Origin of the sequence: Micrococcus luteus, assembly GCF_014138885.1 — a bacterium.
In the GTDB taxonomy this organism is placed as follows: Bacteria; Actinomycetota; Actinomycetes; order Actinomycetales; family Micrococcaceae; genus Micrococcus; species Micrococcus luteus.
This window is the reverse complement of sequence record NZ_JACJIK010000001.1, coordinates 2,049,753-2,076,555: the sequence shown is the minus strand read 5'-3', so window position 1 is coordinate 2,076,555 and position 26,803 is coordinate 2,049,753. Positions and strand designations below refer to the sequence as shown.

Annotated in this window: 21 protein-coding genes and 1 tRNA gene; 8 read left to right on the top strand and 14 right to left on the bottom strand. The window is 74.3% G+C overall.

Features of this window, described 5'->3' with window-relative positions; genetic code table 11:
• Nucleotides 1-57: 57 nt before the first annotated feature.
• On the bottom strand, nucleotides 58-2,175 hold the full coding sequence (locus HDA34_RS09585; protein ID WP_044659546.1) for a DEAD/DEAH box helicase: 2,118 nt from the start codon (nucleotides 2,173-2,175) through the stop codon (nucleotides 58-60).
• Between the two features lie 309 nt (nucleotides 2,176-2,484).
• Here HDA34_RS09585 and HDA34_RS09580 point away from each other — a divergent pair, with 309 nt between their 5' ends.
• Entirely contained in the window at nucleotides 2,485-3,114 is a 630-nt protein-coding gene (locus HDA34_RS09580) for a hypothetical protein (protein ID WP_044659545.1), read from the top strand.
• A 40-nt stretch (nucleotides 3,115-3,154) separates the two neighbouring features.
• Here HDA34_RS09580 and HDA34_RS09575 read toward each other — a convergent pair whose 3' ends face one another.
• The 3 genes from HDA34_RS09575 to HDA34_RS09565 all read right to left on the bottom strand — a co-directional run bounded on the left by HDA34_RS09575 (nucleotide 3,155) and on the right by HDA34_RS09565 (nucleotide 7,316).
• Complete coding sequence (locus tag HDA34_RS09575) at nucleotides 3,155-4,363, bottom strand: amidohydrolase (protein ID WP_044659544.1); 1,209 nt, start codon at nucleotides 4,361-4,363, stop codon at nucleotides 3,155-3,157.
• Between the two features lie 66 nt (nucleotides 4,364-4,429).
• The gene (locus HDA34_RS09570; protein WP_082067610.1) at nucleotides 4,430-5,689 is read right to left on the bottom strand and encodes a cystathionine gamma-synthase; all 1,260 of its coding nucleotides are present in this window, start codon (nucleotides 5,687-5,689) and stop codon (nucleotides 4,430-4,432) included.
• 61 nt (nucleotides 5,690-5,750) lie between these two features.
• Nucleotides 5,751-7,316 carry a pyridoxal-phosphate dependent enzyme gene (locus tag HDA34_RS09565; protein WP_134377087.1) on the bottom strand — a complete coding sequence of 522 codons (1,566 nt, stop codon included), beginning with the start codon at nucleotides 7,314-7,316 and terminating at the stop codon, nucleotides 5,751-5,753.
• Nucleotides 7,317-7,478: 162 nt separating this feature from the next.
• On the opposite strand from HDA34_RS09565, the gene HDA34_RS09560 reads away from it, so the two are divergent.
• On the top strand, nucleotides 7,479-8,507 hold the full coding sequence (locus HDA34_RS09560; RefSeq protein ID WP_134377081.1) for a DNA-3-methyladenine glycosylase family protein: 1,029 nt from the start codon (nucleotides 7,479-7,481) through the stop codon (nucleotides 8,505-8,507).
• A 205-nt stretch (nucleotides 8,508-8,712) separates the two neighbouring features.
• The gene (locus HDA34_RS09555; RefSeq protein WP_134377082.1) at nucleotides 8,713-9,177 is read left to right on the top strand and encodes a hypothetical protein; all 465 of its coding nucleotides are present in this window, start codon (nucleotides 8,713-8,715) and stop codon (nucleotides 9,175-9,177) included.
• A gap of 15 nt (nucleotides 9,178-9,192) precedes the next feature.
• Here HDA34_RS09555 and HDA34_RS09550 read toward each other — a convergent pair whose 3' ends face one another.
• Entirely contained in the window at nucleotides 9,193-10,959 is a 1,767-nt protein-coding gene (locus tag HDA34_RS09550; RefSeq protein ID WP_134377083.1) for an AMP-binding protein, read from the bottom strand.
• Nucleotides 10,960-11,179: 220 nt separating this feature from the next.
• A tRNA-Tyr gene (locus tag HDA34_RS09545) sits at nucleotides 11,180-11,261 on the bottom strand.
• Nucleotides 11,262-11,470: 209 nt separating this feature from the next.
• On the opposite strand from HDA34_RS09545, the gene HDA34_RS09540 reads away from it, so the two are divergent.
• A complete protein-coding gene (locus HDA34_RS09540; RefSeq protein ID WP_002856881.1) occupies nucleotides 11,471-11,959 on the top strand; it encodes a YajQ family cyclic di-GMP-binding protein in 489 nt (162 codons plus the stop codon).
• Nucleotides 11,960-11,999: 40 nt separating this feature from the next.
• On the top strand, nucleotides 12,000-12,503 hold the full coding sequence (locus tag HDA34_RS09535; RefSeq protein WP_134377084.1) for a hypothetical protein: 504 nt from the start codon (nucleotides 12,000-12,002) through the stop codon (nucleotides 12,501-12,503).
• A gap of 187 nt (nucleotides 12,504-12,690) precedes the next feature.
• Here the strand turns inward: HDA34_RS09535 and HDA34_RS09530 are convergent, their stop codons facing one another.
• Nucleotides 12,691-13,986, bottom strand: coding sequence for an MFS transporter (locus HDA34_RS09530; RefSeq protein ID WP_044659541.1), 1,296 nt, complete (start codon nucleotides 13,984-13,986; stop codon nucleotides 12,691-12,693).
• Nucleotides 13,987-14,027: 41 nt separating this feature from the next.
• On the bottom strand, nucleotides 14,028-15,446 hold the full coding sequence (locus HDA34_RS09525; RefSeq protein ID WP_044659540.1) for an FAD-dependent oxidoreductase: 1,419 nt from the start codon (nucleotides 15,444-15,446) through the stop codon (nucleotides 14,028-14,030).
• 142 nt (nucleotides 15,447-15,588) lie between these two features.
• Here HDA34_RS09525 and rarD point away from each other — a divergent pair, with 142 nt between their 5' ends.
• The gene (gene rarD, locus HDA34_RS09520; RefSeq protein WP_044659539.1) at nucleotides 15,589-16,608 is read left to right on the top strand and encodes an EamA family transporter RarD; all 1,020 of its coding nucleotides are present in this window, start codon (nucleotides 15,589-15,591) and stop codon (nucleotides 16,606-16,608) included.
• Here the strand turns inward: rarD and HDA34_RS09515 are convergent.
• The gene (locus HDA34_RS09515; RefSeq protein ID WP_101967401.1) at nucleotides 16,605-17,612 is read right to left on the bottom strand and encodes an IS481 family transposase; all 1,008 of its coding nucleotides are present in this window, start codon (nucleotides 17,610-17,612) and stop codon (nucleotides 16,605-16,607) included. The two genes, rarD and HDA34_RS09515, sit on opposite strands and share 4 nt — an antisense overlap.
• A gap of 126 nt (nucleotides 17,613-17,738) precedes the next feature.
• On the opposite strand from HDA34_RS09515, the gene HDA34_RS09510 reads away from it, so the two are divergent.
• Entirely contained in the window at nucleotides 17,739-18,233 is a 495-nt protein-coding gene (locus tag HDA34_RS09510) for a hypothetical protein (RefSeq protein WP_041104945.1), read from the top strand.
• Entirely contained in the window at nucleotides 18,230-18,727 is a 498-nt protein-coding gene (locus tag HDA34_RS09505) for an HIT family protein (RefSeq protein ID WP_036318075.1), read from the top strand. The genes HDA34_RS09510 and HDA34_RS09505 overlap by 4 nt, the downstream gene beginning before the upstream one ends.
• A gap of 43 nt (nucleotides 18,728-18,770) precedes the next feature.
• Here the strand turns inward: HDA34_RS09505 and HDA34_RS09500 are convergent, their stop codons facing one another.
• The 5 genes from HDA34_RS09500 to HDA34_RS09480 all read right to left on the bottom strand — a co-directional run bounded on the left by HDA34_RS09500 (nucleotide 18,771) and on the right by HDA34_RS09480 (nucleotide 26,740).
• Entirely contained in the window at nucleotides 18,771-19,835 is a 1,065-nt protein-coding gene (locus HDA34_RS09500) for a polyprenyl synthetase family protein (protein ID WP_101967400.1), read from the bottom strand.
• Nucleotides 19,832-21,232, bottom strand: coding sequence for a geranylgeranyl reductase family protein (locus tag HDA34_RS09495; protein WP_101967399.1), 1,401 nt, complete (start codon nucleotides 21,230-21,232; stop codon nucleotides 19,832-19,834). The genes HDA34_RS09500 and HDA34_RS09495 overlap by 4 nt, the downstream gene beginning before the upstream one ends.
• Complete coding sequence (gene menD, locus HDA34_RS09490) at nucleotides 21,229-23,166, bottom strand: 2-succinyl-5-enolpyruvyl-6-hydroxy-3-cyclohexene-1-carboxylic-acid synthase (protein ID WP_041104939.1); 1,938 nt, start codon at nucleotides 23,164-23,166, stop codon at nucleotides 21,229-21,231. The genes HDA34_RS09495 and menD overlap by 4 nt, the downstream gene beginning before the upstream one ends.
• A gap of 116 nt (nucleotides 23,167-23,282) precedes the next feature.
• Nucleotides 23,283-25,439, bottom strand: coding sequence for a PhoX family protein (locus HDA34_RS09485; protein ID WP_170721456.1), 2,157 nt, complete (start codon nucleotides 25,437-25,439; stop codon nucleotides 23,283-23,285).
• A gap of 227 nt (nucleotides 25,440-25,666) precedes the next feature.
• Nucleotides 25,667-26,740 carry an o-succinylbenzoate synthase gene (locus HDA34_RS09480; protein WP_044658910.1) on the bottom strand — a complete coding sequence of 358 codons (1,074 nt, stop codon included), beginning with the start codon at nucleotides 26,738-26,740 and terminating at the stop codon, nucleotides 25,667-25,669.
• Between the last annotated feature and the right edge of the window lie 63 nt (nucleotides 26,741-26,803).

The following is a 26,803-nucleotide window of genomic DNA, read 5'->3' as shown; positions in this document are numbered from 1 at the left end:
GCCGATGCAAAATCGGCCCCGGTCACGGCCTCCGGCGGGGTCGGCACCCCGGCGGAATCAGCGGCGGGCGCCCCGATCCGAGCGCTCCTGGGCGCCCCAGCGGGGCTTGCGGCCGCCGGGGCGTCCCCTGCGGTCGCCACGGAAGCTGCGGTCGTCCCGGTCCTTGCGGAAGCCGCCACGATCCTCGCGGGAGCCGCGGTCGTCCCGGTCCTTGCGGTACCCGCCGCGCTGGCCGCCGTCGCGGTCCCCGCGGAAGCCGCCGCGCTCGCCGCGCTCGCCGCGGTCCTTGCGGAAGCCGCCGCGGTCCTCGCCGTCGCGCTCGGCGCGGGTCGGGCGACCGGTGTCCTTGCGCAGGCCGAGGCGACGGCCGTTGATCTCCGCGTTGGCCGCGGCCTCGAGCTGGGCCGAGGTCAGGTCCGCCGGCAGCTCGACGAGCGAGTGGTTGCCGCGCAGGTCGATCGCGCCGATGGCGGAGGCGGGCAGGCCCACCTCGTTCGCCAGCGCGCCCACGATGTTGCCCGGCCGCACGCGGTCCTGGTGGCCGACGGCGATCCAGTACGTCGCGTTGCCGGCCGCGGGCTCCCGGGCCGGGCCACGCGAGCCGCGGCCGTCACTCGTGCCGCGCTCACGGCCGCCGTCGCGCCCACCCTCGCGGCCGCCGTCGCGGTCCTTGCGGCCGCGGGCGCCGCCGAACGGGATCTCCTGCTCGCGGGCCAGCAGCGGGCGGCCGCCCTGGGCCATCATGCCCAGTGCGGCGGCCACGCGCGCCGGCTCGGCCTCGTGCTCGTCGACGTACGCGGCGACGATCTCACCGAACACCGCCAGCTCCTCCTCCGAGGCGCGCTCGAGGGTGCGGGTGATGCCGTCGGCGAAGCGGCGCTTGCGGGCCGCGTTGACGTCGGCGACGGAGGGCACGGCCATCTCCTCGACCTGCTGGCGGGTGGTCCGCTCGATCTGCTTGAGCAGGAAGCGCTCACGCGGGGTCATGAAGAGCACGGCGTCGCCCTGTCGGCCGGCGCGGCCGGTGCGGCCGATGCGGTGCACGTAGGACTCGGCGTCCTGCGGGATGTCGTAGTTGACCACGTGCGAGATGCGCTCGACGTCCAGGCCGCGGGCGGCGACGTCGGTGGCCACGAGGATGTCCACGCGGCCGGCCTTCAGGTCCTCGACGGTCTTCTCGCGCTGCTTCTGGGCGATGTCGCCGGAGATGGCCACGGCCTTGAACCCGGCGCGCGTGAGCTTCTGGGCGAGCTCCTCGGTGCCGGCACGGGTGCGCACGAAGGCGATGACGCCGTCGTGCTCCTCGGTCTCGAGGATCCGGCTCAGGGCCTCGAACTTCCACTGGTGGCCCACCTGGAGGTAGCGCTGGCGGATGGTGGCGGACGTCGTCGACTGACGGGCGACGGCCACCTCCTCCGGGGCGTTCAGGTACTGGGCGGAGATGCGGCGGATGGCCGGGGGCATGGTGGCGGAGAACAGGGCGGTCTGCTTCGTGTCCGGGGTGGAGGCGAGGATGCGGTCCACCTCCTCCGCGAAGCCCATGCGCAGCATCTCGTCCGCCTCGTCCAGCACGAGGGTCTGCAGGTCGGAGAGGTCCAGCGAGCCGCGCTCGAGATGGTCGATCACGCGGCCCGGCGTGCCGACGACGACCTGCGCGCCCCGGCGCAGTCCGGCCAGCTGCGGGCCGTACGGGGAGCCACCGTAGACGGCGAGCACGGAGACGTCGTCGAGGTGCTTGGCGTAGCTGTCGAAGGCGTCGGCCACCTGGAGGGCGAGCTCGCGGGTCGGGGCGAGCGCGAGCACCTGCGGGGTGTCCGCGCGCCCGGTCACGTCCGTGGTCTCGGCGAGGCGGGACAGGGCCGGCAGCGCGAACGCGCCGGTCTTGCCGGTGCCGGTCTGGGCCAGGCCCACGACGTCGCGGCCGTCCAGCAGCAGCGGGATGGTCGCCTCCTGGATCGGCGAGGGGCGGGTGTAGCCCAGGTCCTCGACGGCGGCCAGCACGCGGGCGTCCAGGCCGAGGTCCAGGAAGGTGGGGCCGGCGGGCCCGGCCGGGGCCTCGGGGGCGGCGGGCTCGGCGGCGTCGACCTGCGGGACGGTCCCGGTGGCCTCCTGCTCCGCCTCGGCGAGCTCGGGGGCGACCTCGGCGGTGGTCTGGGGATCGAGGATGTCGGACATGGGTCCTCCTGTGGGGATGCGCGGGCGCACGCCGGAGGACGTCGGTCGCGGGTCGACGTCGTGGGGCGCAGGGGCCAGCTGGGTCAGATGATTCCGTCCACCCGGCAGCCCCCGAGGGCCACGACGTTCGTGACCCGCACACACATCTGCACAGACATCTGCAGTCCGGCGTGGCACACGCGTCCACGCTCATTCATCACAGGGGGAGAGACCGGATCCGGTCCGCCCAGTCTACGCCACCGGATCCCGGGCCGGGCTGTGCCCTCGGACACCCCGGCCGCGCACCGGCCGGGGCGATAGGCTCGGCAGGTGCCCCAGAACAGCGAAGACCGCCCCCTCGCCCGCGGGCTCGGCCGGGCCGCCGGCCGTGCCGCCCAGTCCTTCCGGGAGAATCAGCGGGCCGACGACGCACGGCTGCGCGCCGAGCGCGCCCGCCTCACCGCCGAGGACGAGGAGCGCCTGGAACGGCGCCGCGCGGACCGCGAGCGCGACCTGGTCGCGCGGGACGCGGCCGAGTCCGATGCCGGCCTCGTCCACCCGCTCCTGAAGGTCGCGCGCCTCTACTGGCTCGCGGTCACCGTGGTGCTGGTCGGCATCGCGGGCGCGTTCCTCTGGAACGGGGCCCGCGCACAGGACAGCGGCGAGCCCGTCATCGATCCGCTCACCGGCATGGAGTCGGTGGGCGTGCTGGGCGGCGCGACGGGGCAGTTCACGATGGGCACCGCCGTCGCCCTGCTGGCCGCGGCGTCCCTGTGGGGCTGGATCGGTCTGCTGCGCCGCCGTCGTTCGGCGATCGGGACCCTGACGTTCATCGCCGTCCTGCTGGCCGCCCCCGCGTTCCTGCGGGCCAACGGCCTGCTGATCATCCTCGCCGTCGTGATGCTCCTGGGCGCCGCGCTCGTCTGGCTGCCGCCCGTGCGCTCGCGCGTGCGGCGCTGAGCCCGCGCGTCCCGCCCCCGCCGCCGGGCGGCGGCGCCGCTCAGTCCTCCACGGGACGGGCGGAGGCGACGACGGGCCGGGCCGTGGCGAGGTCGTACTCCATGACCTGACGGCCGCCGATCCACACGCGCAGGGCCCGCTGCATGACATCGAGCGGGTCGCCGGACCAGAGCACCAGGTCGGCATCCTTGCCCACCTCGAGGGAGCCGATGCGGTCGTCCAGCCCGAGCACGCGCGCGGGATGCAGGGTGATGGCGCGCAGGGCGGTCTCCCGGTCCAGGCCCTCCTTCACCGACAGCGCCGCCTGGTAGACGAGGAAGTCGATGGGCACCACCGGGTGGTCGGTGATGATGCTGATCTCGACGCCGGCCCGCGCCAGACGGCCCGGGTTGCGCATCGAGCGGCCCCGCAGCTCCGGCTTGGACTTGGTGGTGAACAGCGGGCCGATCAGCACCGGCACGCCGCGGGCCGCGAGCTGGTCGGCCAGCGGGTGCGCCTCGGTGCCGTGGTCCAGGACGAGGTCGTAGCCGAACTCGTCGGCCAGGCGCAGGGCGGTGGCGACGTCGTCGGTGCGGTGGCAGTGCTGGCGCCAGGGGATCGTGCGCTCCAGGACGAGGGCGAGGGCGTCGAGGTGGGGGTCGCGGGTGAAGGGCTTGTCCTCGCGCTCGGCCTCCGCGCGGCGGGCCATGTAGCCCTGCGCCCGCAGGAACGCCTCGCGGATCACGAGGGCGGTGCCCAGCCGCGTGGACGGGGTGCGGCCCTTCTCCTTGTAGACGTTCTTGGGGTTCTCGCCGAGGGCGGACTTCACGCCCGAGGGACTGCGCAGCACCATCTCGTCCACGGTGCGTCCGTGGGTGTGCAGCGCCACCGCCTGGCCGCCGATCGGGTTGCCCGAGCCGGGGTTCACGTTCACGGTGGTCACCCCGCCGGCCAGGGCGTCCTTCCAGCCCGGCTCGTTCGGGTCGACGGCGTCGATCGCCCGCACCCCGGCCATCACCGGGTCCGTCATCTCGTTGACGTCCGCGGTCGCACCGACCTCGCCCTCGGCGTGCATGCCGAGGTGGACGTGGGCGTCCACGAAGCCGGGCAGCAGCCAGCGCCCCTCGCAGTCCACCACCTCGGCGCCGTCGGGCGCCTCGACGTCGGGGCCGAGCGCGGTGATGCGGCCGTCCTCGACGAGCAGGGTGCCGTCGAACGGCTCGGCGGCGATGGGGACGACATGGGCGTTGACGAAGGCGGTGAGGGTCATGCCCGTCACACTACGCCGCCGGGTGCTCCCCACCCGTGCGCTAGACCTCTGGCGGACGTCGGCGGGTCAGAGGCTGCCCAGAGCCCGCTCCAGGTCCGCCACGAGGTCCTCGGCGTCCTCGATGCCCACCGACAGGCGCAGCAGGTCGTCCGGCACGGCCAGCTCGGTGCCGGCCACGGAGGCGTGGGTCATCTCCGCCGGGTAGTTCATCAGCGACTCGATGCCGCCCAGGGACTCGGCGAGCTGGAACAGGCGGGTCGACTCGGCCACGCGGCGGGCCGCCGCGGCGCCGCCGGACAGGCGCAGCGAGACCATGCCGCCGAAACCGCGCATCTGGCGCTGCGCGAGGTCATGGCCGGGGTGGTCCGGCAGCCCCGGGTAGAGCACCTGGGAGACCTCGGCGCGGCCGGTGAGCCACTCGGCGACGGCCTGGGCGTTGGCCTGGTGGCGGTCCATGCGCACCCCGAGCGTCTTGAGGCCGCGCGTGGTCAGGTACGCGTCCATGGGCCCGTTCACGGCCCCCGCCGCGAACTGCTGGAACTTCACCTGTTCGGCGAGTGCGGCGTCCGGGATCACGAGCGCCCCGCCGATCACGTCCGAGTGGCCGCCGATGTACTTCGTGGTGGAGTGCACCACCACGTCCGCGCCGAGGGCGATGGGGGACTGCAGGTACGGCGTCGCGAAGGTGTTGTCCACCACGAGCAGCGCGCCGTGCGCGTGGGCCGCCTCGGCGACCGCGGCGACGTCGGAGATCTTCATCATCGGGTTGGACGGGGTCTCCAGCCACACCATGACCGGCCCCGTGGCGGCGGCGCGCTCGACGGCGGCGGCGACCTGCTCGGCGTCCCCCATGTCCACGACGACGTGCTCCACGCCCCACGGGGCGAGCACGCGGGAGATGAGGCGGTAGGAGCCGCCGTACACGTCGTTGCCGAGCACGATCGTCATGCCCGGCCGGCCCGCGCCCATGATCAGCGCGGTCTCCGCGGCCAGGCCGGAGGCGAACGTGAGGCCGGTGGCCCGGGGCGCGCCGGACTCGTCGACGCCGGCCTCGAGCGCGGCCAGCTGCTCCTGCAGGGCGTCCCGGGTGGGGTTGGTGCCGCGGCCGTAGTCGTAGCCGCGCCGCAGCTCGCCGACGGCCGTGGGCGCGTACGTGCTCGAGAGGTGGATCGGCGGGACGACGGCGCCGAACACCTCGTCCAGGTGCTGGCCCGCGTGCACGGCGCGCGTGCCGAAGCCTCCCCCCTGGGGGTGGGCGGCGGCGTCTTCGGCGCCGGTGTCGGGGGTGGTGGCGTGCGGGTCCTCGTGGACGTTCTGCTCGGTCATCTCGGGAGCCTCCTCGGAGAGATCGGGTCGGGTGGGGCGGGCGCGGCCGGTGCGGCCGGCCTCAGGCGGTGACGTGGGCGAGGACGTCGTGCAGGGTGACGACGCCCTGGACGCGGCCGGCCTCGAGCACCAGCAGCACGGGGTCCTGGGCGAGGCGGCGGGCGACGGCGCGCAGCGGGGTGCGCGCCCCCAGGCAGGGCAACACGGGGCCCATGACGTCGGCCACGGGGGTCTGCGCGGTGGCCCGCCCCGCGGCGAGGGCGTCCGCGAGCGCGGCGGAGGAGACGGTGCCGCGGACCTCGCCGATCCGCAGGTCGTGCCGGGGCTCGAGGATCACGGGCAGCGCGTCCACGCCGTACCGGTTCATGGTCGCGACGGCGTCCGCCACCGAGGTGGTCGGGGCCGCGGTGACGAGGGTGGGCACGGAGCCGGGGAACAGGTCGGCCTTCTCGGTCAGCAGCTCCCCCGCCGTCGCGGACCAGCGGTCGGCCTCGGCGGGGGTGCCCGCGCGGGTCGCCGGCTCGGCGTCGGCGTGCTCGAGCGCCTCGACGGGCGTGCCGGCCCCGCCGGCGGCCCCCGTGGCGCCGTCGTCGTCCGTCTGCGGGACCGCCGAGCGGGTGCGCCCGCGCGCCCACGCCGGCAGCACGGTCTCGCGGACGTCGTAGTCGAAGCCGCGCTCGTCCATCCACGGGTCGTTGAAGATCTTGGCGAGGTAGCCGCGGCCCGAGTCGGGCAGCACGATCACCATGACGTCCTCCGGGCCGAGCTCGCGCGCGGCGCGCAGGCCGGCGACGACGGCCAGACCGGAGGAGCCGCCCACGAGCAGGCCCTCCTCGGCGGCGAGGCGGCGGGTCATGGCCAGGGCCTCGGCGTCCTCGACGGCGATGACCTCGTCCGGGACCGCGGGGTCGTAGTTGTCCACCCACATGTCCTCGCCGACGCCCTCGACGAAGTAGGGCCGGCCGGCGCCGCCGGAGTACACCGAGCCGCTGGGGTCCGCGCCGATCACGCGGACGGGACCGGACGGGCGGTCCGCCGAGACCTCCTTGAGGTAGCGGCCGGTGCCCGTGATGGTGCCGCCCGTGCCGGCGCCCATCACGACGTGGGTGACGCGGCCGGCCGTGTCCTCCCAGATCTCGGGGCCGGTGGTCTCGTAGTGGGAGGCCGGGGCGGCGGGGTTGAAGAACTGGTTGGGCTGGTAGGCCCCGGGGATCTCCCGCACGAGGCGGTCGGCGACCCCGTAGTAGGACTCCTCGGACGTCGGGTCCACGGCGGTGGGCGTGACGACGAGCTCGGCGCCGTACGCGCTGAGCACGTCCCGCTTCTCCTGACCCACCTTGTCCGGGGTGACGAACACGGTGCGGTAGCCCTTGAGCTGCGAGACCAGGGCCAGCCCCACGCCCGTGTTGCCCGAGGTGGGCTCCACGACGGTGCCGCCCGGGCCGAGCAGGCCCTCGCGCTCGGCCTCCTCGATCATCTTCAGCGCGATGCGGTCCTTCACGGAGCCGCCGGGGTTCAGGTACTCGACCTTCACCAGCACGGTGGCCTCGATGCCCTCCGTCACGGAGTGCAGCTTCACGAGCGGGGTGTGCCCGATCAGCTCGAGGACGTTCTCGGCGTACTGCATGGGCTGCGCAGGGGTGGGCGCGGGGGTCTGTTCAGTCACGCACCCCACGCTACGCCAGGGGCCGGACGCCGAAGGAGGGCTCCGGACACGCGGGGCAACGCCCGGCGTGCGCGCCGTCACGGCCGACGTCGTCCTGTCCGGGCCCGGGTGTACGGTGCGGGCATGACCGCCCCGGACGCCGAGCGCCGCGTACGCGTGCCCGTCCCCGTGGACGTCGCGCTCACCCTGCGCCCCCTGCAACGCGGTGCGGCCGACCCCACGGTCCGCGCCACACCGCAGGGCGTCTGGCTCACTCTGCGCTCCCCCGCCCCGGACGCGGCGTCGGGCGGGCCGGGCCGGCCGACGTCGTTGCTGGTCTCCGGCGTCCGGGAGGCCGCAGGGGGTGGCACCGCCGTGACGGCCCGCGCGTGGGGCGCGGGCGCGAGCGCCGCCGTCGCCGGCGTGGAGCGCCTGCTCGGCCTGCACGACGACGGCTGGGCCGCCTTCGACGCCCTGCTGCGGGCGGACTCCGGTGCGCCCGCGCTGCCGCGGCACGTGCGCGAGGCGCGGCGGACGCGGGCCGGGCTGCGGCTGCCGGCGGCGGGCGCGCTGTCCCGGCAGCTGCTCACCGCCGTGCTCGAGCAGAAGGTCACCCATGACCAGGCGCGGCACGGCTGGCGCACCCTCGTGCGGCTGGCCGCCCGGATCGACGGAGACGGGCCCGCCCCCGGCCCGGTGCCGCCGGGGATGCTGCCGCCGCCGACCCCGGCCGCCGTCCTGCGGATCCCCTCGTGGGACTGGCATGCGCGGGCCTGGGTGCAGCCCTCCCAGTCACGGACCATGCTGGAGGTCGCCCGGCGGGCCGCGAGCATCGACCGGCTCGGCGACGCGGTCGCCCCCGGGGACACGGCCGGGGTGGCTGCGCTGGCCCGGCGCCTGGAATCGGTGCCCGGGATCGGGCCGTGGACCACGGCCGAGGCGCTGCAGCGCAGCCACGGGGCGGCGGACCTCGTCTCCGTGGGCGACTACCACCTGGCGCAGTACGTGGGGCAGGTCCTCACGGGACGCCGGACCGACGACGCCGGGATGCTCCGCCTGCTCGCGCCGTGGGCCGGACACCGGCAGCGGGTGGTGCGGATGATCGGGCTCTCCGGAGAGCGCAAGCAGGCGTTCGGGCCCAAGCTCGCCCCGGCCGACCACCGCGCCCACTGACGCGACGCCGGGCCGGCCGAGGCCGTGCCGGCGCGTTCGGGCGGCCCCTTCGCTCCTGCACAGGCCGCTGCTCCCGGCGTGTCCTCCCCAGCCCCGGCCGGGTCCGGCCGGCCGCCCGCCCCGGGTTCCTAGCGTGGGCGATGCCGCTCCGACCGGCGCGGCGCCGCCGGGACCCTGATGAGTCCCCACCCGGGAGGAGACCGCCATGACCACCGCCTTCGAGCCCCGCCCGCACACCGCCGCCGCCCCGCGCGAGCCCGACCCGCACGGCCCCGGCACGCCCGGCTCCCTGCGTCCAGGCGAGCGCGGCTCCGTGCTCATCGTGACCCGCCACCCCGACCCGGACGAGGCCATGCGGCACGCGATGGCCTGGATCACCGCCTTCGAGGAGGACTGCGGCCTCGTGCTGGACACGGACGAGACCGCGCTCTACGCCGTCGGCCGAGCGGGCGACCTGGGTGAGGCCCTGCGTCGCGGCCCCCTGGTCCACGAGGACGGCAGCCCCGCCGACACCTCCGCGTTCGTGGACGCGGTGCTCACGGACGGCACGTGGCGCCTGCGCGACGCCGACCCGCGGGAGTGGTCGACCACGTACCGTGCCGCGATCCTGGGCGCCGCCCCCGAGGCGGTCTGCACCATCTGGGACGTGTTCCCGCTGCCCGCCGCCTGAGGGTGACGGTCGTCGTCAGCCCGCACCCTGGGCGTGGGCGTGGGCCTGGGCCTGGGCCTGGACGACCTTCGCGCCCTCCTCGCGCAGCTCGACCTTGCGGACCTTGCCGGAGACGGTCATGGGGAAGGCGTCGAGCACGCGGACGTAGGCCGGGATCTTGAAGTGCGCGATCCGGCCCGCGGCGAACTCGCGGACGGCGTCCACCGTGAGCGGCTCGACACCGTCCTTCATGATCATGCAGGCCATGAGCTGCTCGCCGTACTTCTCGTCCGGCACGCCCACCACCTGGACGTCCTGGATGTCCGGGTGGGTGTAGAGGAACTCCTCCACCTCGCGCGGGGAGATGTTCTCGCCGCCGCGGATCACGAGGTCCTTGATGCGGCCCTCGATGCGCACCGAGCCGTCCTCGTCCATGGAGGCGAGGTCGCCGGAGTGCATCCAGCCGTCGGCGTCCAGCACCTCGGCGGTCTTCTCGGGGGCGTCCCAGTAGCCGAGCATCACGGAGTAGCCGCGGGTGCACAGCTCGCCCGTGGCCCCGCGCGGGACGACGTCACCGGTGGCGGGGTCCACGATCTTCGTCTCCACGTGGGGCATGGTCCGGCCGACGGTCTGGGTGCGCACCTGTAGGGAGTCGTCGCGGCGGGTCATGGTGGACACGGGCGCGGTCTCCGTCATGCCGTAGCAGATGGCGACCTCGGACATGTGGAACCGGTCGATGACCTTCTTCATCACCTCGACAGGGCACGTCGAGCCGGCCATCACGCCGGTGCGCAGCGTGGACAGGTCCAGCTCGTCCGCCTCGGGCCGGGCGAGCATGGCGATGAACATCGCCGGCACGCCGTACAGGCTCGTCGCGCCGGTGGCGGCCACGGCCCGCAGCGCCGAGACCGGCTCGAAGCTGCGCGCCGGGATGACGGCGAGCGAGCCATGGGAGACGGTGGCGATCACGCCGATCACCATGCCGAAGCAGTGGAAGAACGGCACCGGGATCACCACGGTGTCCTCCTCCGTGTAGCCCAGCAGCTCGCCGATGTGGAAGCCGTTGTTCAGCACGTTGCGATGCGTCAGCGTGACGCCCTTGGGGAAGCCGGTGGTGCCCGAGGTGTACTGCAGGTTCACGGGGTCCGCCGGCCGGGTGGCGGCCTCGCGCGCGGCCAGGTCCTCGTCCGAGACCCGCGCGGCCCCGGCCAGGAAGGCGGCCCACGTGCCCTCGGCCACGGGATCGGCGGCGTGCCGGCCGGCCACGTCACCGTCCTGCACGTGGGCGTAGGCGTCCTCGCCGCTCCCGGCCGGCAGCATGATCAGCTGCCGCAGGTGCGGCGCCGACTCACGGGCCACGGCCCGCGCGGTGGCGGGCGGGTCCATGCGTGCGTCCGCGCAGGCCACCACCAGCCCGCGCATGTCGCACTGCTCGACCACGTACGTCAGCTCGTGGGCGCGGTACGCCGGGTTGAGGTTCACGAGGATGACGCCGGCGCGTGCCGCGCCGTAGAGCAGCGAGACCCACTCGGCGACGTTGGGGCTCCACATCCCGATCCGGTCCCCCGCCTCGTAGCCCGCAGCCATGAGCGCCTTGGCCACCGTCACGGACTCCTCCCGCAGCTGCCCGTAGGTCCAGGTGCGTCCGGTGGCCGGGTCCCCGTCCGGTCCACACTCCAGGAGGGCGGCGCGGTCGGCGAACCGGCGGGCGGTGTCGTCGAGGTTCTGGGCCAGGGTCTGCTCGAGCAGCTCGACGTCGGTCGGTCCCTGGGTGAAGGACTCGGGGGCGGTGGACTCGGTCATCGGGCGCTCCTCGCGGACGGTCGGGCGACGCCGCACGGCGTCACGATGCACGGCCGTGCCGCCGCCGGACCGCGGAGGGCATCGGGTGTGACACGGACCACAGGCAGGCTACGTCGCCTGGCGGGAGGCCGCCACCTCCCGGGGCGGGGACGCGGGGTGTGCCACGGCCCCGGACGGCAGAAGACCCCGGGACCGTACGGTCCCGGGGTCTTCGTTCCGGTGGCAGATACTGGATTCGAACCAGTGAAGGCAGTGCCAGCTGATTTACAGTCAGCCCCCTTTGGCCGCTCGGGAAATCTGCCGTGCCACCCGGCGGCTGCCGGACGTCTCGAGGACGACCGCACCGGTCGGGCGAGAGTCCACTGTACAGCATCTCCGCGCCACGCCGCCAATCGGCCCGGGACCGCGTCCGTCGTCCCCGGTAGGCTGGCCCGCAGAGCGCTCCGCGCGGCCCCGCAGTGGCCGTCGACGACGGGCGCGCCCCGTCCGCAGACCCTGAAGGAGAGCACCCGTGGCCAGCGATTCCACGTTCGACGTCGTCAGCAAGGTGGACAGCCAGGAGGTGTCCAACGCCCTGAACCAGGCGCAGAAGGAGATCGCCCAGCGCTACGACTTCAAGGGCGTCGGCGCCGAGATCGACTTCTCCGGCGAGAAGATCCTCATGAAGGCCTCCTCCGAGGAGCGCGTCAAGGCCGTCAAGGACGTGTTCGAGTCCAAGCTCGTCAAGCGCGGCATCTCCCTCAAGTCCCTCGACGCCGGCGCCCCGTTCGCCTCCGGCAAGGAGTACCGCATCGAGGCGACCATGAAGGAGGGCATCGACCAGCCCACCGCGAAGAAGATCACCAAGCTGATCCGCGACGAGGGCCCCAAGTCCGTCAAGGCCCAGATCCAGGGGGACGAGCTGCGCGTGTCCTCCAAGTCCCGCGACGACCTGCAGTCGGTCATCGCGATGCTCAAGGACTTCGAGGACGCGGACCTGCAGTTCGTGAACTTCCGCTGATCCGCACGCCGCCTCCCCTCCGATCCCACCAGGAGTCCCCATGCTGTACCTGATCGACCCTCGCGGGGCCGTGTGGTCCGCCGACACCACGATCGGCCGGGCGCGGGCCCGGGCCCGCGTGGACGGCCGCCCGGTCGACGACCTGAAGTTCACCAAGGCCGCCATGCTCCTGACCTTCGACGACCATGTGGACCTCGCGCTGCGTCACGGCGTCGCCGCCCCGCGGGGCCTCCTCCTCGACCACGGGTTCGTGGCCCAGGTGCTCGCCCCCGCGAACCTGAAGGCCCAGCGCGCCAACCAGGACGCGATCGCCGAGCAGCTCGCGGTGGTGGAGCGTCGCACGGAGGACGTCGGATCGCTGCGCTCCCACCGGCACGCGGCCGCCTACGAGGGCGCGGACCAGGATCTGGAGCGCCGCATCAAGAAGGCGGAGGAGGCGGCCCGCGAGACGCTCCAGGCGGCCCCGGACGAGGACCTCGTCCGCCACTGGACGCGCCTGGGCGGCGCGGTGCCGGCCACGCTCCAGGCCGACCGCGACCGCTGACCCGCCGGCCGCCGTCGTCGTGGTGGCTCCCGTGGACGGCGGCTCAGGCTGCCGCGAGCCAGACGTTTCGGCGGTTTCGCGGCCCGATCTGCAGCAGAATCATCTGGCTCACGGGCAAAAACGTCTGGCTCGGCGCTCCTCGGCGGTCGCGGGCTCGCAGCCTCCCGCCACGGAACCCCGCGCCCGCTCAGGGTGTGGGGTTCCGCGCGTCGTAGCGCAGGAAGCCGGGCTCCCACCGCATCAGCGCGGTCACGCCGAGCATGCACAGCACACCGCCGGCCAGCAGGGTCGGCCCCTCCCCCAGGCCCACGGAGGCGCCGCCGGTGAGCAGCTCGCCCAGGCGCGGCCCGCCCGCCACCACGACGACGAACACGCCCTGCAGCCGGCCGCGCAGGTGGTCCGGGGTCGCGGACTGCAGGATCGAGCCGCGGAAGACGCCGGAGAGCGAATCCGCGGCCCCGCCCACCGCCATGCACAGCGCGGCGAGGGCGAACGCGAGCGTGAGGCGGGGATCGCCGTCGGGCAGGGACTGCGCCCACCACACCACGCCGCCGAACGCGGCCACCGCCGCGCCCCACACGAGGATCGAGACGTACACGCCCCAGCCCTGCGCATGCAGGCGTGTGAACGGCGCGGAGAACAGCCCCGCGAGGAACGCGCCCGCCGCCATCGCGGCCAGCAGCACGCCGACGGCGGCCTCACCGCCGCCGAGCACCACGGCGCCGATGGCGGGCAGCAGGGCGCGCGGGAACGCCGTCGTCATGGCCACGATGTCCGCGAGGAAGGTCATCCGCAGGTTCGGTCGCGAGCCGAGGAAGCGCAGGCCCTCGACCACCGAGGCCAGGCCCCCGCGCGTCCCCGAGGCGGCCGCGGCCTCGCCCCGCTGCGGCGGCAGGGACGGCAGCCGCCACACGGCGTACAGGGCGGCGAGGAAGGTGACGACGTCGATCGAGTAGGTCCACGCGTAGCCGACCGCCGCCACGAGCACGCCGCCCAGCACGGGGCCGACCATCAGGGCCACGGAGAACGTCATCATGTTCAGCGCGTTCGCCGCCGGCACGAGCGGCAGGCCCACGAGCGCGGGGATGATCGCGCCGCGGGTGGGCTGGTTGATGCCGGACGCGCCGGAGTGCAGGGCCACGAGGGCGTACAGCACCGGCACCGACTCGAGCCCGGCCCAGGCCTGCGCGGCGATGCCGACCGTGGTCAGCCACATGACGGCCGACGAGGTCAGTGCGACGCGGCGGCGGTCGTGCCGGTCCGCGATCGCGCCGCCGTACAGGCCCGCGACCACGAGCGGCACGAGCGCGGCGAGGCCGAGCAGGCCCACCGCGAACGAGGAGCCGGTCAGGGCGAACACCTCGAGGGACACCGCCACGAGCGTGAGCTGCGTGCCCACGTACGCGAGCGTGTTGCCGAGCCACAGCCGCCGGTAGGCGGGTGAGACCCGCAGCGGGGTGATGTCGACGAGGAGGCGGGCCACCCCGGAAGCCTAGCGCCGGGGCGGCCAGGGCCCGCCCCGGATCAGGCGGTCGGGACGGAGGCCCCGTCGCGGGAGATGCGGGTCATCTCCTCCCGGTCCACGACCTTCACCCGCTCCCGCGCCACCGGACCGGCCTCCGTCGCCTGCGCACCCAAGGACTTCTCGTGGTCATCCAGAGCATGCCAGCCGGCCCACGTGGTGTACGGCACCTCACGGGACTCGAGCAGCTCGATCACCGACTCCTCGGAGGGCTCCTGGGCCGTCCACAGCCCCGGCTCGTCCTCGATCAGATGCTTGATCGTCTCCAGGGAGTCACCCTTGGTGTGCCCGATCAGGCCCACCGGGCCCCGCTTGATCCACCCCGAGGCGTACAGGCCCGGCACGGGGGCACCGTCCGCGTCGAGCACCCGGCCCTGCGCGTTCGGGATCACCCCGCGCACCTCATCGAACTCCACCCCCTCCACGGGCGAACCGAAGTAGCCCACCGCCCGGTAGATCGCCTGCACCGGGTAGTCCACGGTCTCGTCCGTCGGGCGGACCCCACCGGAACCGTCCAGCTCCATTCGGCGCATCCGCAGGCCGTCCACCCGGCCGTCGCCGTCCTCGTCCAGGAACTCCTCGGGGGCCTGGAGGAAATGCAGGTGCAGCCGACGCGAGGCGCTCTGCTGACGGTCCTCCTGCTCCATGAGCCAGTTCGTCAGCGTCCCCACCATGGTGCGGACCTGGTTGTTCTCCTCGATCGCCTTCTCCGAGGCCTCATCGAAGTCGAAGTCCTCCTCGTACAACACGATGTCCACATCCCGGGAGTGCGCCAGCTCCCGCAGCTCCAGCGGGGTGAACTTCACCTGCGCCGGCCCGCGCCGGCCGAACACGTGCACATCCGTGACCGGGGAGGCGGCCAGGTCCCGGTACACGTTGTCCGGGATCTCGGTGGGCAGCAGGTCCTCGGCATGCTTGGACAGGATCCGGGCCACATCCAGGGCCACGTTCCCGTTGCCGATCACCGCCACCTGCGTGGCCTCCAACGGCCAGTGCCGCGGCACATCCGGGTGCCCGTCATACCAGGACGCGAAGTCGGCGCCACCGAACGAGCCGGCCAACTCCACCCCGGGAACGTCCAGGGCCGCGTCCCGCACGGCCCCGGTGGAGAACACGATCGCGTCGTAATGCCGACGCAGATCCGCCAGGCTCAGGTCCGTGCCGTAGTCCACGTTCCCGAGGAAACGGATGTCCCCGCGGTCCATGACCTTGTGCAGGGCGGTGACGATGCCCTTGATGCGCGGATGGTCCGGGGCCACCCCGTAGCGGATGAGGCCGAACGGGGCCGGGTACCGGTCGAACAGGTCGATGCTGACCCGGAAGTCCCGTTCCTCCTTGGTCAGGATGTCCGCCGTGTACACCCCGGCGGGTCCGGCACCGATGATGGCGATGCGCAACGGGCGGTCAGGGCGAACGGTCACGGTGGGTGGGTCCTTTTCGACGACGGCGGGGCACGCCGGCGGAGCGCGGGGCAAGGCCCGGCACCGGCGCGCGGGATCGACCCCCCAGTCTACCGCCGTGACCGGGAGGAACCTGGGTGAGAGTGCTCACCCGGACCGTACAGTGGTCCGCGTGAGCCCCTCCTCCCCCGCTGTCCGGCCCGGCGTGACCCCCGACGGCGCCGCCCCCGACACCGGCGCCCTGCCCACCGTCTCCCCCGCCCCGGCCGATGACCCGCGTGGGCTGGCCCTCGGCTTCACCGCCTACTTCGTGTGGGGCCTGCTGCCGCTCTACATGGCGGTGCTCGCGCCCGCCGGGGCCCTGGAGATCGTGGTGGTGCGCATCGGCTTCGCCCTGATCTTCTGCCTGCTGCTGCTGACCGTGATGCGCCGCCTGCGCGAGCTGGGGACGGCGCTGGCCACGCCCGGCCGCTGGGGCACCACGGGTCTGGCCGCCGGGATCATCGCGGTGAACTGGCTGCTGTACGCGGTCTCGGTCACCACGGGCAACGTGCTCCAGGCGTCGCTGGGCTACTTCATGAACCCGCTGGTGAATGTCCTGCTCGGCGTGCTCTTCCTCGGGGAGCGGCTGCGGCGGGGCCAGTGGGTGGCCGTCGGGATCGCGGTGGCCGCCGTCGTCGTGATGTCCGCGGCGATGGGGCAGGTGCCGTGGATCGCGCTCGGGCTGGCCACCTCGTTCGGGCTCTACGGCTTCGTGAAGAAGCGCTTCCCCTCCCCCGTGCACGCGGTGACCGCGATGACCGCCGAGACCGTGGTGCTGATCCCCGTGTTCGTGGTGGGCAGCGTGCTGCTGGCGCAGGCCGGGCTGCTCACCACCGTCACCGAGGGGCCCGGCCACTTCTGGCTCATGGCCGGGCTCGGCGTGCTCACCGCCGTTCCGCTCATCCTGTTCTCGGCGGCGGCCCGCTCCCTGACGCTGACCACGCTCGGGATGCTGCAGTACACGGCGCCCATCCTGCAGTTCCTCGTGGCGGTCACGGTCCTCGGCGAGCAGATGCCCGCGGCCCGCTGGGCGGGCTTCGGGCTCATCTGGCTCTCGCTGGCGGTCTTCACCCTCGACCAGCTGAACGCCTCCCGCCTGCAGCGTCGGGCGGTCCGGGCCGGGCAGGGCGCGCACGCCTAGATGTAGGAGGGCATGACGTTGTTGACTCGGGCCGGGGCCAACGAGGCCGGAGGGGCGTCCCCGCAGGAGGTATGAGGCCGATGGTAGTTGTAGTGGTTCACCCACACGGCCAGCGCCTCACGCCGAGCTGTCTCTGAGGTATACGGGCGGGCGTAGAGGACCTCATCGACCATCAGCCGGTTGTACCGTTCGACCTTCCCGTTATGGCGCGGGGTGTAGGGGCGGATCCGGTGGTGCCGGCCCCCGAGCGAGACCACCTTGGCGGTGAAGTCCACGGCCCGGTAGTTGTTCCCGTTGTCCGTGACCACCCGGTCCACGGTGATGCCGTGGGCGGCGAAGAACGCGCGGGCCCGGCAGAAGAACCCGATCGTGGTCACCGCCTTCTCGTCCTCCAACGCCTCGGTGTACGCCAGGCGGGTGTACCCGTCGATCGCCGAGTGCAGGTAGGTGTAGCCGACCCGCCGGCCAGGCCCGCGCTTGGAAGCACGGCCTGCTTCACTGTCACGTCCGTGAGCACGCCAGCCGCCCCCGTCTGGGATCTTCCCGATCTTCTTCACATCCAGGTGCACCATGTGCCCCGGGCCGCGGGCGGTGATCTTCTGGGGTCGTTGGCGCAGGTCTTCTCCGGCCGGGGTCAGGTCCCGTAGGCGGGAGATCCCGAGTCGGTGCAGCCACCGTCCCACGGTACGAAGACACACCCGGTGGCCCTCGGAGACGAGGTGGTGATGGATGCGCCGTGCGGACCACTTGCGCTCCCGCCGCAGGGCGTGGATCCGGGCGACCAGGACCGGATCGAGCTGGGCAGGTGAACGGTGCGGCCGGCTGGGCAGGTCCTGAAGGCCGGCTTCTCCCTGGGCGCGGTAGCGGGCGACCCAGGTGGCCACCGTGGGCCGGCTCACCCGGAACTCGGCGGCCACGTGTGCCTGCGGGATCCCGTCGTGCAGGTGGCGGTGGACCATCCTGAGTCGGCCGGTGGGGGTCAGGGGTGCGTTAGCGTGAGTCATGAGTGGGTCTCTTCTGGCAGGTGGGTTGTTGAGGAACTTCCATCCTGCGGGAGAGGCCCACTCGTCTCATCTCAGCCGGCGCCTCGTGGCAAGAACCTCATGACCCACAACACCTAGACTGGCGGCATGCCCGCCAAGCCCCCCGCCCCCGTGTACCTCCCGGCCTTCCAGCGGCTCGTCCCGGACCTGCTGGGCGACGCCTGGGCCGAGGACGACGGCCTCGCCCCCGCCGACGTCGACGCCCGGCTGGCCCAGTCCCCCGCGGCGGAGCAGCTCGGCGCCGGGCTCATGATCCCGGCTGCTCTCCGCGAGTTCTACCTCGCCCTGGGCAACTGCGGCGACCTCATGGAGACGGACCACTACGTGTGGGACCCCGAGGACCTCGAGGTGCGGGACGGCTTCCTCATGTTCCTGGAGGATGCGGACGAGACGGTCGTGTGGGGCCTGCCGGTGGACAACCTGGCGTTGCCGGACCCGCTGGTGTGGCGGCGCTCCGCCGGTGCCGACGCGCCCGAGGGCGAGTGGCAGGACGAGGGCGGCACCTTCAGCGAGTTCCTGACGGACCTGCTCGCGTGGACCTTCGAGGACCCCGAGGACGACGACGAGGGGCCGGACCGGTGACCGCGCCCGCCCCGGTCTCCCACGCCCCGGACGGCTACGTCTGCCCGTTCTGCGGGCTCGCAGCCGGCGACGTCTCCGACCCGGGCAACCGTTGCGAGCTCGGGGACACCGTCTACCAGGACGAGGACCTGCTCGTGCTCATCGCCGTGGACGGGTTCGGCGAGCACGAGGGACACGCCATGGTCTGCCCGGCCGAGCACTACGAGAACCTCTACGACCTGCCCCCGCGCGTGCTGCAGCGCATCGCCCTGATGGCCCAGCAGGTGGCGCTGGCCATGAAGCGTGCGTGGGCCCCGGAGGGAATCTCCACGCGCCAGCACAACGAGCCCGCCGGCAACCAGCACGTGTGGCACTACCACCTGCACGTCTTCCCGCGCTTCGAGGGGGACCTGCTCTACCGGCAGCTGCGCCACCCGGTGGCCCCGGAGGTCCGCGCCCTCAAGGCCCGGGAGCTCGCGGCCGCGCTGGACCCCGCCCCGACCCGCCTGGACTGAGCGGCCGCCCCGGATCACGGCGGTGACGCCGCGGACCGCGGCGTCAGGCCGAGCGCCCCACCACGTAGTCGGCGAACGCCTCGAGCGCCGTCTTCACGGCGGAGTCCGGCAACGGGGCGAGCGCCTGCTTGGCCTGCTCCGCCCAGCCGCGGGTGATCGCCCACGCCTCGTCGATGGCGGGGTGGCCCGTGAGCGCGGCGACGGCGGCGGCCAGCTGCTCGTCGGTGTCGAGCGGCCCGTCCACGAGCGCGCGCACCCGGCGGGCGTCCTCCGCCTCCGGCCCCTCCCCCTGCGCCGCCCGGGCCAGCAGCAGCGTGGTCAGGGTGGGCACGCGCTCGCGCAGGTCCGTGCCGGGGACCTTGCCGATCCGCTCGGCGTCGCCGGTGAGGTCGATCAGGTCGTCGGCGAGCTGGAAGGCCAGGCCCACCTTCTCGCCGTAGGCGCGCATCACCTGGACGGCGGCCTCGTCGGCCCCGCCCAGCAGCGCGCCGAGCATGCCCGCCGCGGCGATCAGCGAGCCGGTCTTGCCGGAGAGCACCGCGTAGTAGTGCTCGATCGGATCCGCGCCCTCGGCCGGGCCGCGAGTCTCCCACAGCTGGCCCTGCACGAGGCGTTCGAAGGTGTCCGCCTGGATCTGCACGGGCCGCGGGCCGAGCTCGGCCATGAGCTGGGAGGCGCGGGCGAAGATCAGGTCGCCGGCCAGGATCGCCGCCGAGTTTCCCCACAGTCGGTGGGCGGCGGGGGCGCCGCGGCGCACGGGGGCCTCGTCCATCACGTCGTCGTGGTACAGCGTGGCCAGGTGCGTCAGCTCCATCACGACGGCGGCCTGGCGGGCGGGCGCGTCCACGTCGGCGACCTCGCCGGAGGCCAGGGCGGGGTCGCCCAGGAGGGAGGCGAGCACCGTCAGGACCGGACGGACCCGCTTGCCGCCGGCGGCCAGCAGGTGGTGGGCGGCGGTGTCGGAGAAGAGGTCGTCGAAGCCGAGGGCGCTGTCCAGCTGCTCCTCGACCTGCTCGAGCGCGGTCAGCACGACCTCCAGGACACGGCCATGCTCGGCGAGGGGTTCGAAGCCGGAGGGCAGGGCGAAGCCGGGGTCTGCGGTGGTCACCGGGCAAGCCTACCCAACGGCGCGCCGCCCGCGGTCGTCAGCGCGGGGGTGAGCGCCTCGAGCACGCGGACGGCCCGGTCGACGGCGTCGCCGCCCCGCGCGTCCACCGTGTTGCCCATGACCTTCACCGCGGCCCGCAGCAGCGGGGGTGCGGCCATCCCGGCGCCCAGCGCCGCCTTCATCACGCGCGGATCGCCGATCAGGCGGGCGAACCGGGCGCCGAGGGCGAAGTGGCGGCCCCACAGGTGCTGGGTGATCACCGGGTAACGGGACAGGATCGCGTCCGCGGCGCCGTCGGTCCCGGCCGCGTGCGCCTGCACCGCCAGCTCCGCGGCGAGGCGGGCCGCCTCCATCGCGAACCCGATGCCCTCGCCGTTGAACGGGGACACCATGCCGGCCGCGTCGCCCACCAGGAGCATGCCCGGCACGTGCTGCGGGGTGCGGTTGAACGCCATCGGCAGGGCCGCGCCGAGGATCCGCGAGGTGCACGTCTGCTCGGCGATCCCCCAGTCCGCGGTGAGCGCCTCGGTCCAGGACTTCAGCAGCCCGCGGTAGTCCAGCTTCCCGAACTGCGGGGAGGTGTCCAGGATGCCCAGGCCCACGTTCACGGTGCCGTCCGCGAGCGGGAACAGCCAGCCGTAGCCGGGCAGCGGGTTGCCCTCGGCATCCGGCAGGCGCAGCCAGGACTCCATCCACTCCCCCCGGTCGCCGGGCGGGGCGGGGATCGCCCCGTCGACGGCGGCGCCGGCGGTGTAGTAGGCCCGCACGGCCACGCCCATGGGCCGGTCCTCGCGGCGGTGCAGGCCCGCGGAGACGGCGGCGCGGGCGGAGACGCCGTCGCACGCGAGCACGATCGGTGCGGTGAAGCGGGCGGTCTCCCCGGTCTTGCGGCCGTTCGGCGCGATCAGCTCCGCGTCCAGCCCGACCACGCGTCCGGCCTCGTCCCGCACGACGCCGGTGACGGCGTGCCGCTCGCGGACCTCGGCGCCGCGGGTGCGCGCCAGGTCCGCCAGGAGGGCGTCGAAATCGCGTCGGGTGCGCGTGAGCGCGTAGTCCGGCCACGTCTGGGTGGGCGCCCACGGCACGTCCACGCTGCGCTCGCCCGCGCGCAGCCGCAGGCCGCGGATGACGCGCCAGCCGCCGTCGTCGCCGGGCTCACCCCGGTGGGGCACGCCGAGCAGCTGCAGCTCCCGGACCGCCTGCGGGGTCAGGCCGTCGCCGCAGACCTTCTCACGCGGGTGCGCGGTCTTCTCGAGCACCACCACGTCCAGCCCCGCCGCGGCGAGGTGGGCGGCGGCGGTGGCGCCGGCGGGGCCGCAGCCGGAGATCAGCACGTCGGCACGGCGCACGACGGCGGGGGTCGAGGCGGGCGCGGGCGACGTCGGCGTGCCGGTCACTGGGGGGCCTCCTCGGCGGCGAGCTCGGCGGTGGGCGGGGCGGGGGCCGGGCCGGCGTCCGGCGCGGGGTCCGGGACGGGGCACGCGGGCGGGAACGTGGCGCGCACCGCCGCGGCCAGGGCGGCGGCGACGCGCGGGCGGTCGGCGCGGTCGCAGCGGACCTCGAGCAGACGCCGGCCGCGCACCGGGTCGGACAGGGCCCGGACGAGGTCGACGCGGTCGGTGACCCGCGTGTGCGGGAGGCCGTACGCGGCGGCCAGGGCGGCCAGGTCCACGCCGTGCGGGGTGCCGAAGAGCCGTTCGACGGGGTCCGCCATGCCGGGCGCCTCGGCCACGGCCCCGTGTTCGAGGCTCGCGAAGATCGCCCCGCCGTCGTCGTTGACGACCACGAGGTCGAGGTCCGGCTCGGTCTCGGTGGGGCCCACGAGCAGGCCGCCCGCCTCGTGCAGGGCGGTGAGGTCGCCGAGCAGGGCCACGGTCCGCCGTCCGCGCGCCAGTGCGACGCCCGCGGCCGTGGAGACGGTCCCGTCGATCCCGGCGAGCCCGCGGTTGGCGTACACCTCCGCGTCCGGCGCCGAGGGGGGCCGCCAGGTCAGGTCCACGTCCCGGATCACCGAGGACGAGCCCAGCACGAGCGGACCCCGGACCATGGCGGCGCTCACGTGCGCCACCGTCTGCGGGCTGAGCCGGTCGCCGGCGTCGGTGGTGACGAGCGCGTCCTCCACGGCGGCCTGGGCGCGCATCGAGGCGTGCTGCCACGCGGCGAGCCAGCCGGGCTCGCCCTGCCCGGCGAAGGCGGCGAGCTCCTCGAGGGTCTCCACGGGCGTCTCCCGGCGCCGGCCCGGCTCGAACCATGGTGCGGGCTCGGGGGCGTGCAGGGCCGTGGCGACGTCGGGGCGGGCCAGCAGGGCGTTGACCGTCCGGGTGAGCGTGGGCCGGCCGAACAGCACGACCCGTTCGATGCGGGCGGCAAGGGGGTGTGCGTCCGCGTCGCGCCCGCCGGCCGCGCCCAGCAGGAGCGGATAGGCGGCGATGGCGTTGGCGGAGAACCGCGCGTTCGACGACGGCTCGGCCAGCAGGGGCAGGCCCAGGGACAGCGCGAAGGCCGCGGCCACGGGGCCGGCGCCGTGGCAGGCCAGCACGACGGTGCGCCGCTGGTCCAGGCGGGCGACGTCCAGCTCGGGCAGCCCCGAGAGCACCGCCCCGGGCGCCCGGTAGGCCGACGCGGCGGCGGCCGGGCTCGCGCCGGTCGGGGCGACGGCCGGAGCAGGGGTGTGCGGCGCCGCGGCGGCGCCCATGGCGGCCGCCTCCTCAGGACTCGGCACGAGCGGGTCGCGGAAGTGCAGGTTCAGGTGGACCGGCCCGGCCGGGGCCTCTGCCATCGTCACCGGACCGGGCGCGCCGTCGTCGGAACCGGCCTCGGCGACGACCCCCTCGGCCGCCAGCAGGGCCCGGCGCACGGTGGCCCGCACGTGGCGCAGATGCTGCTCGGCATCCACGCCGTCGGCGGCGTCGCAGCCGAGGGAGGCGGCATGGCGGACGTGCGTGCCGAACACGCCCCTCTGGTCCGTGGTCTGGTTCGCGCCGGTGCCGTGCAGCTCGGGCGGACGATCCGCGGTCAGCGCGATCACGCGCGTGCCGGCGTGGATGGACTCCATCAGGGCGGGCAGCAGGTTCCCGACGGCGGTGCCCGAGGTGGTCAGCACGCCCACCGGGCGCCCCGAGGCCAGCGAGAGCCCGTGGGCGAGGAAGCCGGCCGAGCGCTCGTCCACCCGCACGTGCAGGCGGACCTCGCCGGCGCGCTCGAGGGCCGCGAGCGCGTAGGCCAGCGGGGCGGAGCGGGAGCCGGGGCAGACCACCGCGTCCCGCATGCCGGCGTCGATCAGGGCGGTGGCGACGGCGCGTGCCACGGAGAGGGAGTCGACGGAGGTCATGGTGGCCACCAGTCTAGGCCCGGGCGCGGACGGGCCCCGGACGCGGCGAGGCCGCCACGGTGACGCGGTGGCGCCGGCCGTGACGGCCTCGTCGAGGGTCCTCGCGGAGGCGGGGGTCAGCCCTTCGGGCCCTTGCCGTTGCCGTTGCCCTTGCCGTTGCCCTTGCCGTTGCCGTTGCCGTTGCCCTTGCCCTTGTTGCCCTTCTCCTTGCCGGCGCCCTTGCCGATGCCGTTGTTCCCGGTGGCGTTGAACACCTGGACGACGCACGGACGCGGGGCCGCGACCTTGTCGCCCACCTGGACCGGGCCGGTCGGGCTCAGGAAGTCCGGGAAGGAGGAGGTGTGCGCGCCCCAGGTGCCGTCCTCGCCCGGGTGCTGGACGTTGACGAACACGGAGTTGTCGCGGTCGTGGATCACGGGGCCGCAGGTCTCGGCGTCGCGGGGGACGGCGAGGAACTGCTGGACGCGGCCGCGCTCGGCGCCGTCGAGGGTGACCTTGTGCAGCGCGTCGGCGTAGCCGATGGTGCCGGGCTGGCCGTCGGTGGAGATCCAGAGGTTGCCCTCGGAGTCGAACGCCAGGTTGTCCGGGCAGGAGATCGGGGAGACCTTCTCCTTCGGGTAGCCGGCGAAGTAGGCCGAGGAGGAGACCGCCGGGTCGCCGGCGAGCAGCAGGATGACCCAGGTGAAGGTGGTGGAGGTGTGATCCCCGCCCCGCTCGGTGATCTCGATGACGTGGCCGTCGCGGTTGCCGATGACCGGGTTGGCCTCGTCCACGGCGGTGCGCTTGGTGTTGTTGGTCAGGGCCGCGTAGACCTTGCCGGTGACCGGGTTGGTCTCGACGTCCTCCGGGCGGTCCATCTTGGTGGCGCCCATCTTGTCTGCCGCGAGGCGGGTGTAGACGAGGACCTCGGCCAGGGACATGCCCGGGACGAAGGACGTCTTCTCGTCGGCCAGGGCGATCCACTCGCCGGAGCCGTCGAAGGCGCCGTCCGAGGGCAGGGTGCCCCTGCCGTCGATCTGGGCGGCCGGGGAGTCGCCGGAGAACTTGGCCACGTAGAGGGTGCCCTTGTCCATCAGGCGCATGTTGTGCTTCTTGTCGCCCTCGCGGACCTTCTCGGCGGAGACGAACTTGTACAGGTAGTCGTGGCGCTCGTCGTCGCCGGAGTAGACCACGGCGTGGCCGGACGGGGAGATCACGGCGGTGCCGGCCTCGTGCTTGAAGCGGCCCAGGAGGGTGTGCTTCACGGGCGTGGAGGTCGGGTCCTCGGGGTCGATCTCGACGACCCAGCCGAAGCGGTTGGCCTCGTTCTCGTAGCCGGGCTTGGTCAGGTCGAAGCGGTCGTGGACCTTCTCCCAGCCGCGGCTGGTGGCGGCGGCGGAGATGCCGTAGCGCTTCTCCTCGGCCGTGCCGCGGCCCTTGAAGTACTGGTTGAAGTTCTCCTCGCCGGAGAGCACGGTGCCCCACGGGGTGGTGCCGCCGGCGCAGTTGTTCAGGGTGCCCAGCACGCGGGTGCCGGTCGGGTCCTCGACGGTCTTGAGCAGCGCGTGGCCGGCGGCCGGGCCGCGGACCTCGAACTCGGTGGTGCCGGTGATGCGGCGGTTGCGGCGGCCGCCGCGGACGTACTCCCACGGGGCGCCGCGCTTGGCGCGCTTGAGGTCCACGATGGACAGGCCGTGGGCCTGGAGGCCGACGTTGACGACGTCCTCGAAGTTCGAGGCGATGTACTCCGGGGAGAACATGATGTTCTCGTTGGTGTACTCGTGGTTGGAGACGAGGTAGCCGGAGCGGTCGTTGCCGCCGTCGGTGATGATGTTCAGGTAGTCGTTGTTGTAGCCGAACTGGGCGGCCTGCGACGCACCGGTCTGGTGCTCGATGTCGAACTCCGGGGAGTCGGCGAACAGCGGGTCGCCCCAGCGGATCACGGTGCCCCAGTCGTAGCCCTCCGGCACGGTCATGGTGTCCACGGTGCGGCTCACCGGCGCGATGGGCTCGAAGGGGAGCTTGCCGCCGCCGGTCGGGCGCCGGCCGTTGTCCGCGAGCGCCTCGGGGGCCTGGGCCACCTGGGAGCCGATGACGACGGCGGCGGCGAGACCGGTGCCGCCGACCAGGGCGGAGCGGCGCGAGATGGCGGTCTCCGCGATCTGCTGGAAGGTCGGGTTCGCCGAGGTGTTGGGCACCGGGTGGGCGCACGCGTTGCCGCACTTGAGCTCGCACGTGACGGCGGAGCGGTTGCCACGGGTGTGGCCGGCCATGGGGAGGAGGCGCTTCAGCATGACGGGGTCCTTCGCGTCGTGGGGATGGTCCGGGGTCCGGTGCCGGGCCGGAGACGACCCCGGGGTGAGACCGGCCGGGGCCGCCATCACCTTGGCCCCTCGCTCCGAGCGGCGAGCCACGCCCAGGTGGCCGCGAGTTGAACTCTTCCCGGCCGCCGGATTTCGCCCCGTCGACATGCTGTAATCCGGCTCACATGCCCCGCGTCGACGGGGACCGGGCGGGCTCGTCAGCCCTGCGCGGCCAGCACCGCGTGGGCCGCGCGCAGGCGGTCGGCCCACCACGCCTGCCGCGTCCCGTCCGCCCGGATGCGGTCGAGCAGCTCCGGGTCGGGGGCGGGTGCCCGCTCCCCCGGTGCCGGGAGGGCCCCCGCGCGCGGGCGCCAGGCCGGGGCGACGACGTCGTGCTCGAAGAGGGCCGCGGTGCCGAGCCCGCACGCGTGCGGCAGGGACGGCAGGCAGGCGGCGAGCGCGGCGCCGCCGGCGATGCCCACGGAGGTGTCCAGCGCGGAGGAGACCACCGCGGGCAGCCCCGCGGCCGCCACGATCGCCGCGGCGCGGCGCACGCCCCCGAGCGGCTGGACCTTCACCACGATCAGGTCCGCGGCCCCGGCGGCCGCGACGGCGAGCGGGTCCTCGGCCTTGCGGACCGCCTCGTCCGCGGCGATCGGGGTGGCCACGCCCCGAGCGCGCAGCTCCGCGCGGACCTCCGCGAGGTCGGTGATGCCGGGCACGGGCTGCTCGGCGTACTCGAGGCCGACGTCGGCCAGCTCGGTGAGCACGTCCACGGCCTCGGCGGGCGTCCAGCCGGCGTTGGCGTCGACGCGGACCTGCGCGTGGGGCAGCAGCGCGCGCACCCGCCGCACGCGGGCCAGGTCGGCCCCGCGGCCGCCGGGGACGAGACCGCCCTCGGGTCCGTGCTCGGCCACCTTGACCTTGACCGCGGTGATGCCGTCGCCGTAGCGGGCCAGGACGGCCTCGACGTCGTCCGCGTCCACCGCGGGCACGGTGGCGTTGACGGGGACCGTCTCGCGGACCGGGGCGGGCCAGCCCTGCCAGCCGGTCTCGATCGCGGCGGCCAGCCACGCGGCGCACTCGTGCGGACCGTACTCCGGGAACGGGGAGAACTCGGCCCAGCCCGCCGGGCCGCGCAGCAGCAGGGCGTGGCGGAGGTCCGTGCCGCGGAACCGCACGCGCATCGGCACGGCGACCGCGACGGCGTCGGCCAGCAGCTCCTCGACGCTCGGCAGGGCGGGACCGCCCGGCGCGCCGGGCAGCGGGGGCAGGGCGGGGGCGGTGCTCATGCGGCCAGTGTAGAAAGGGCGCTCGGCTCCCGTTCCGACGGGCGCCGCGGGGTGGGACTGTCT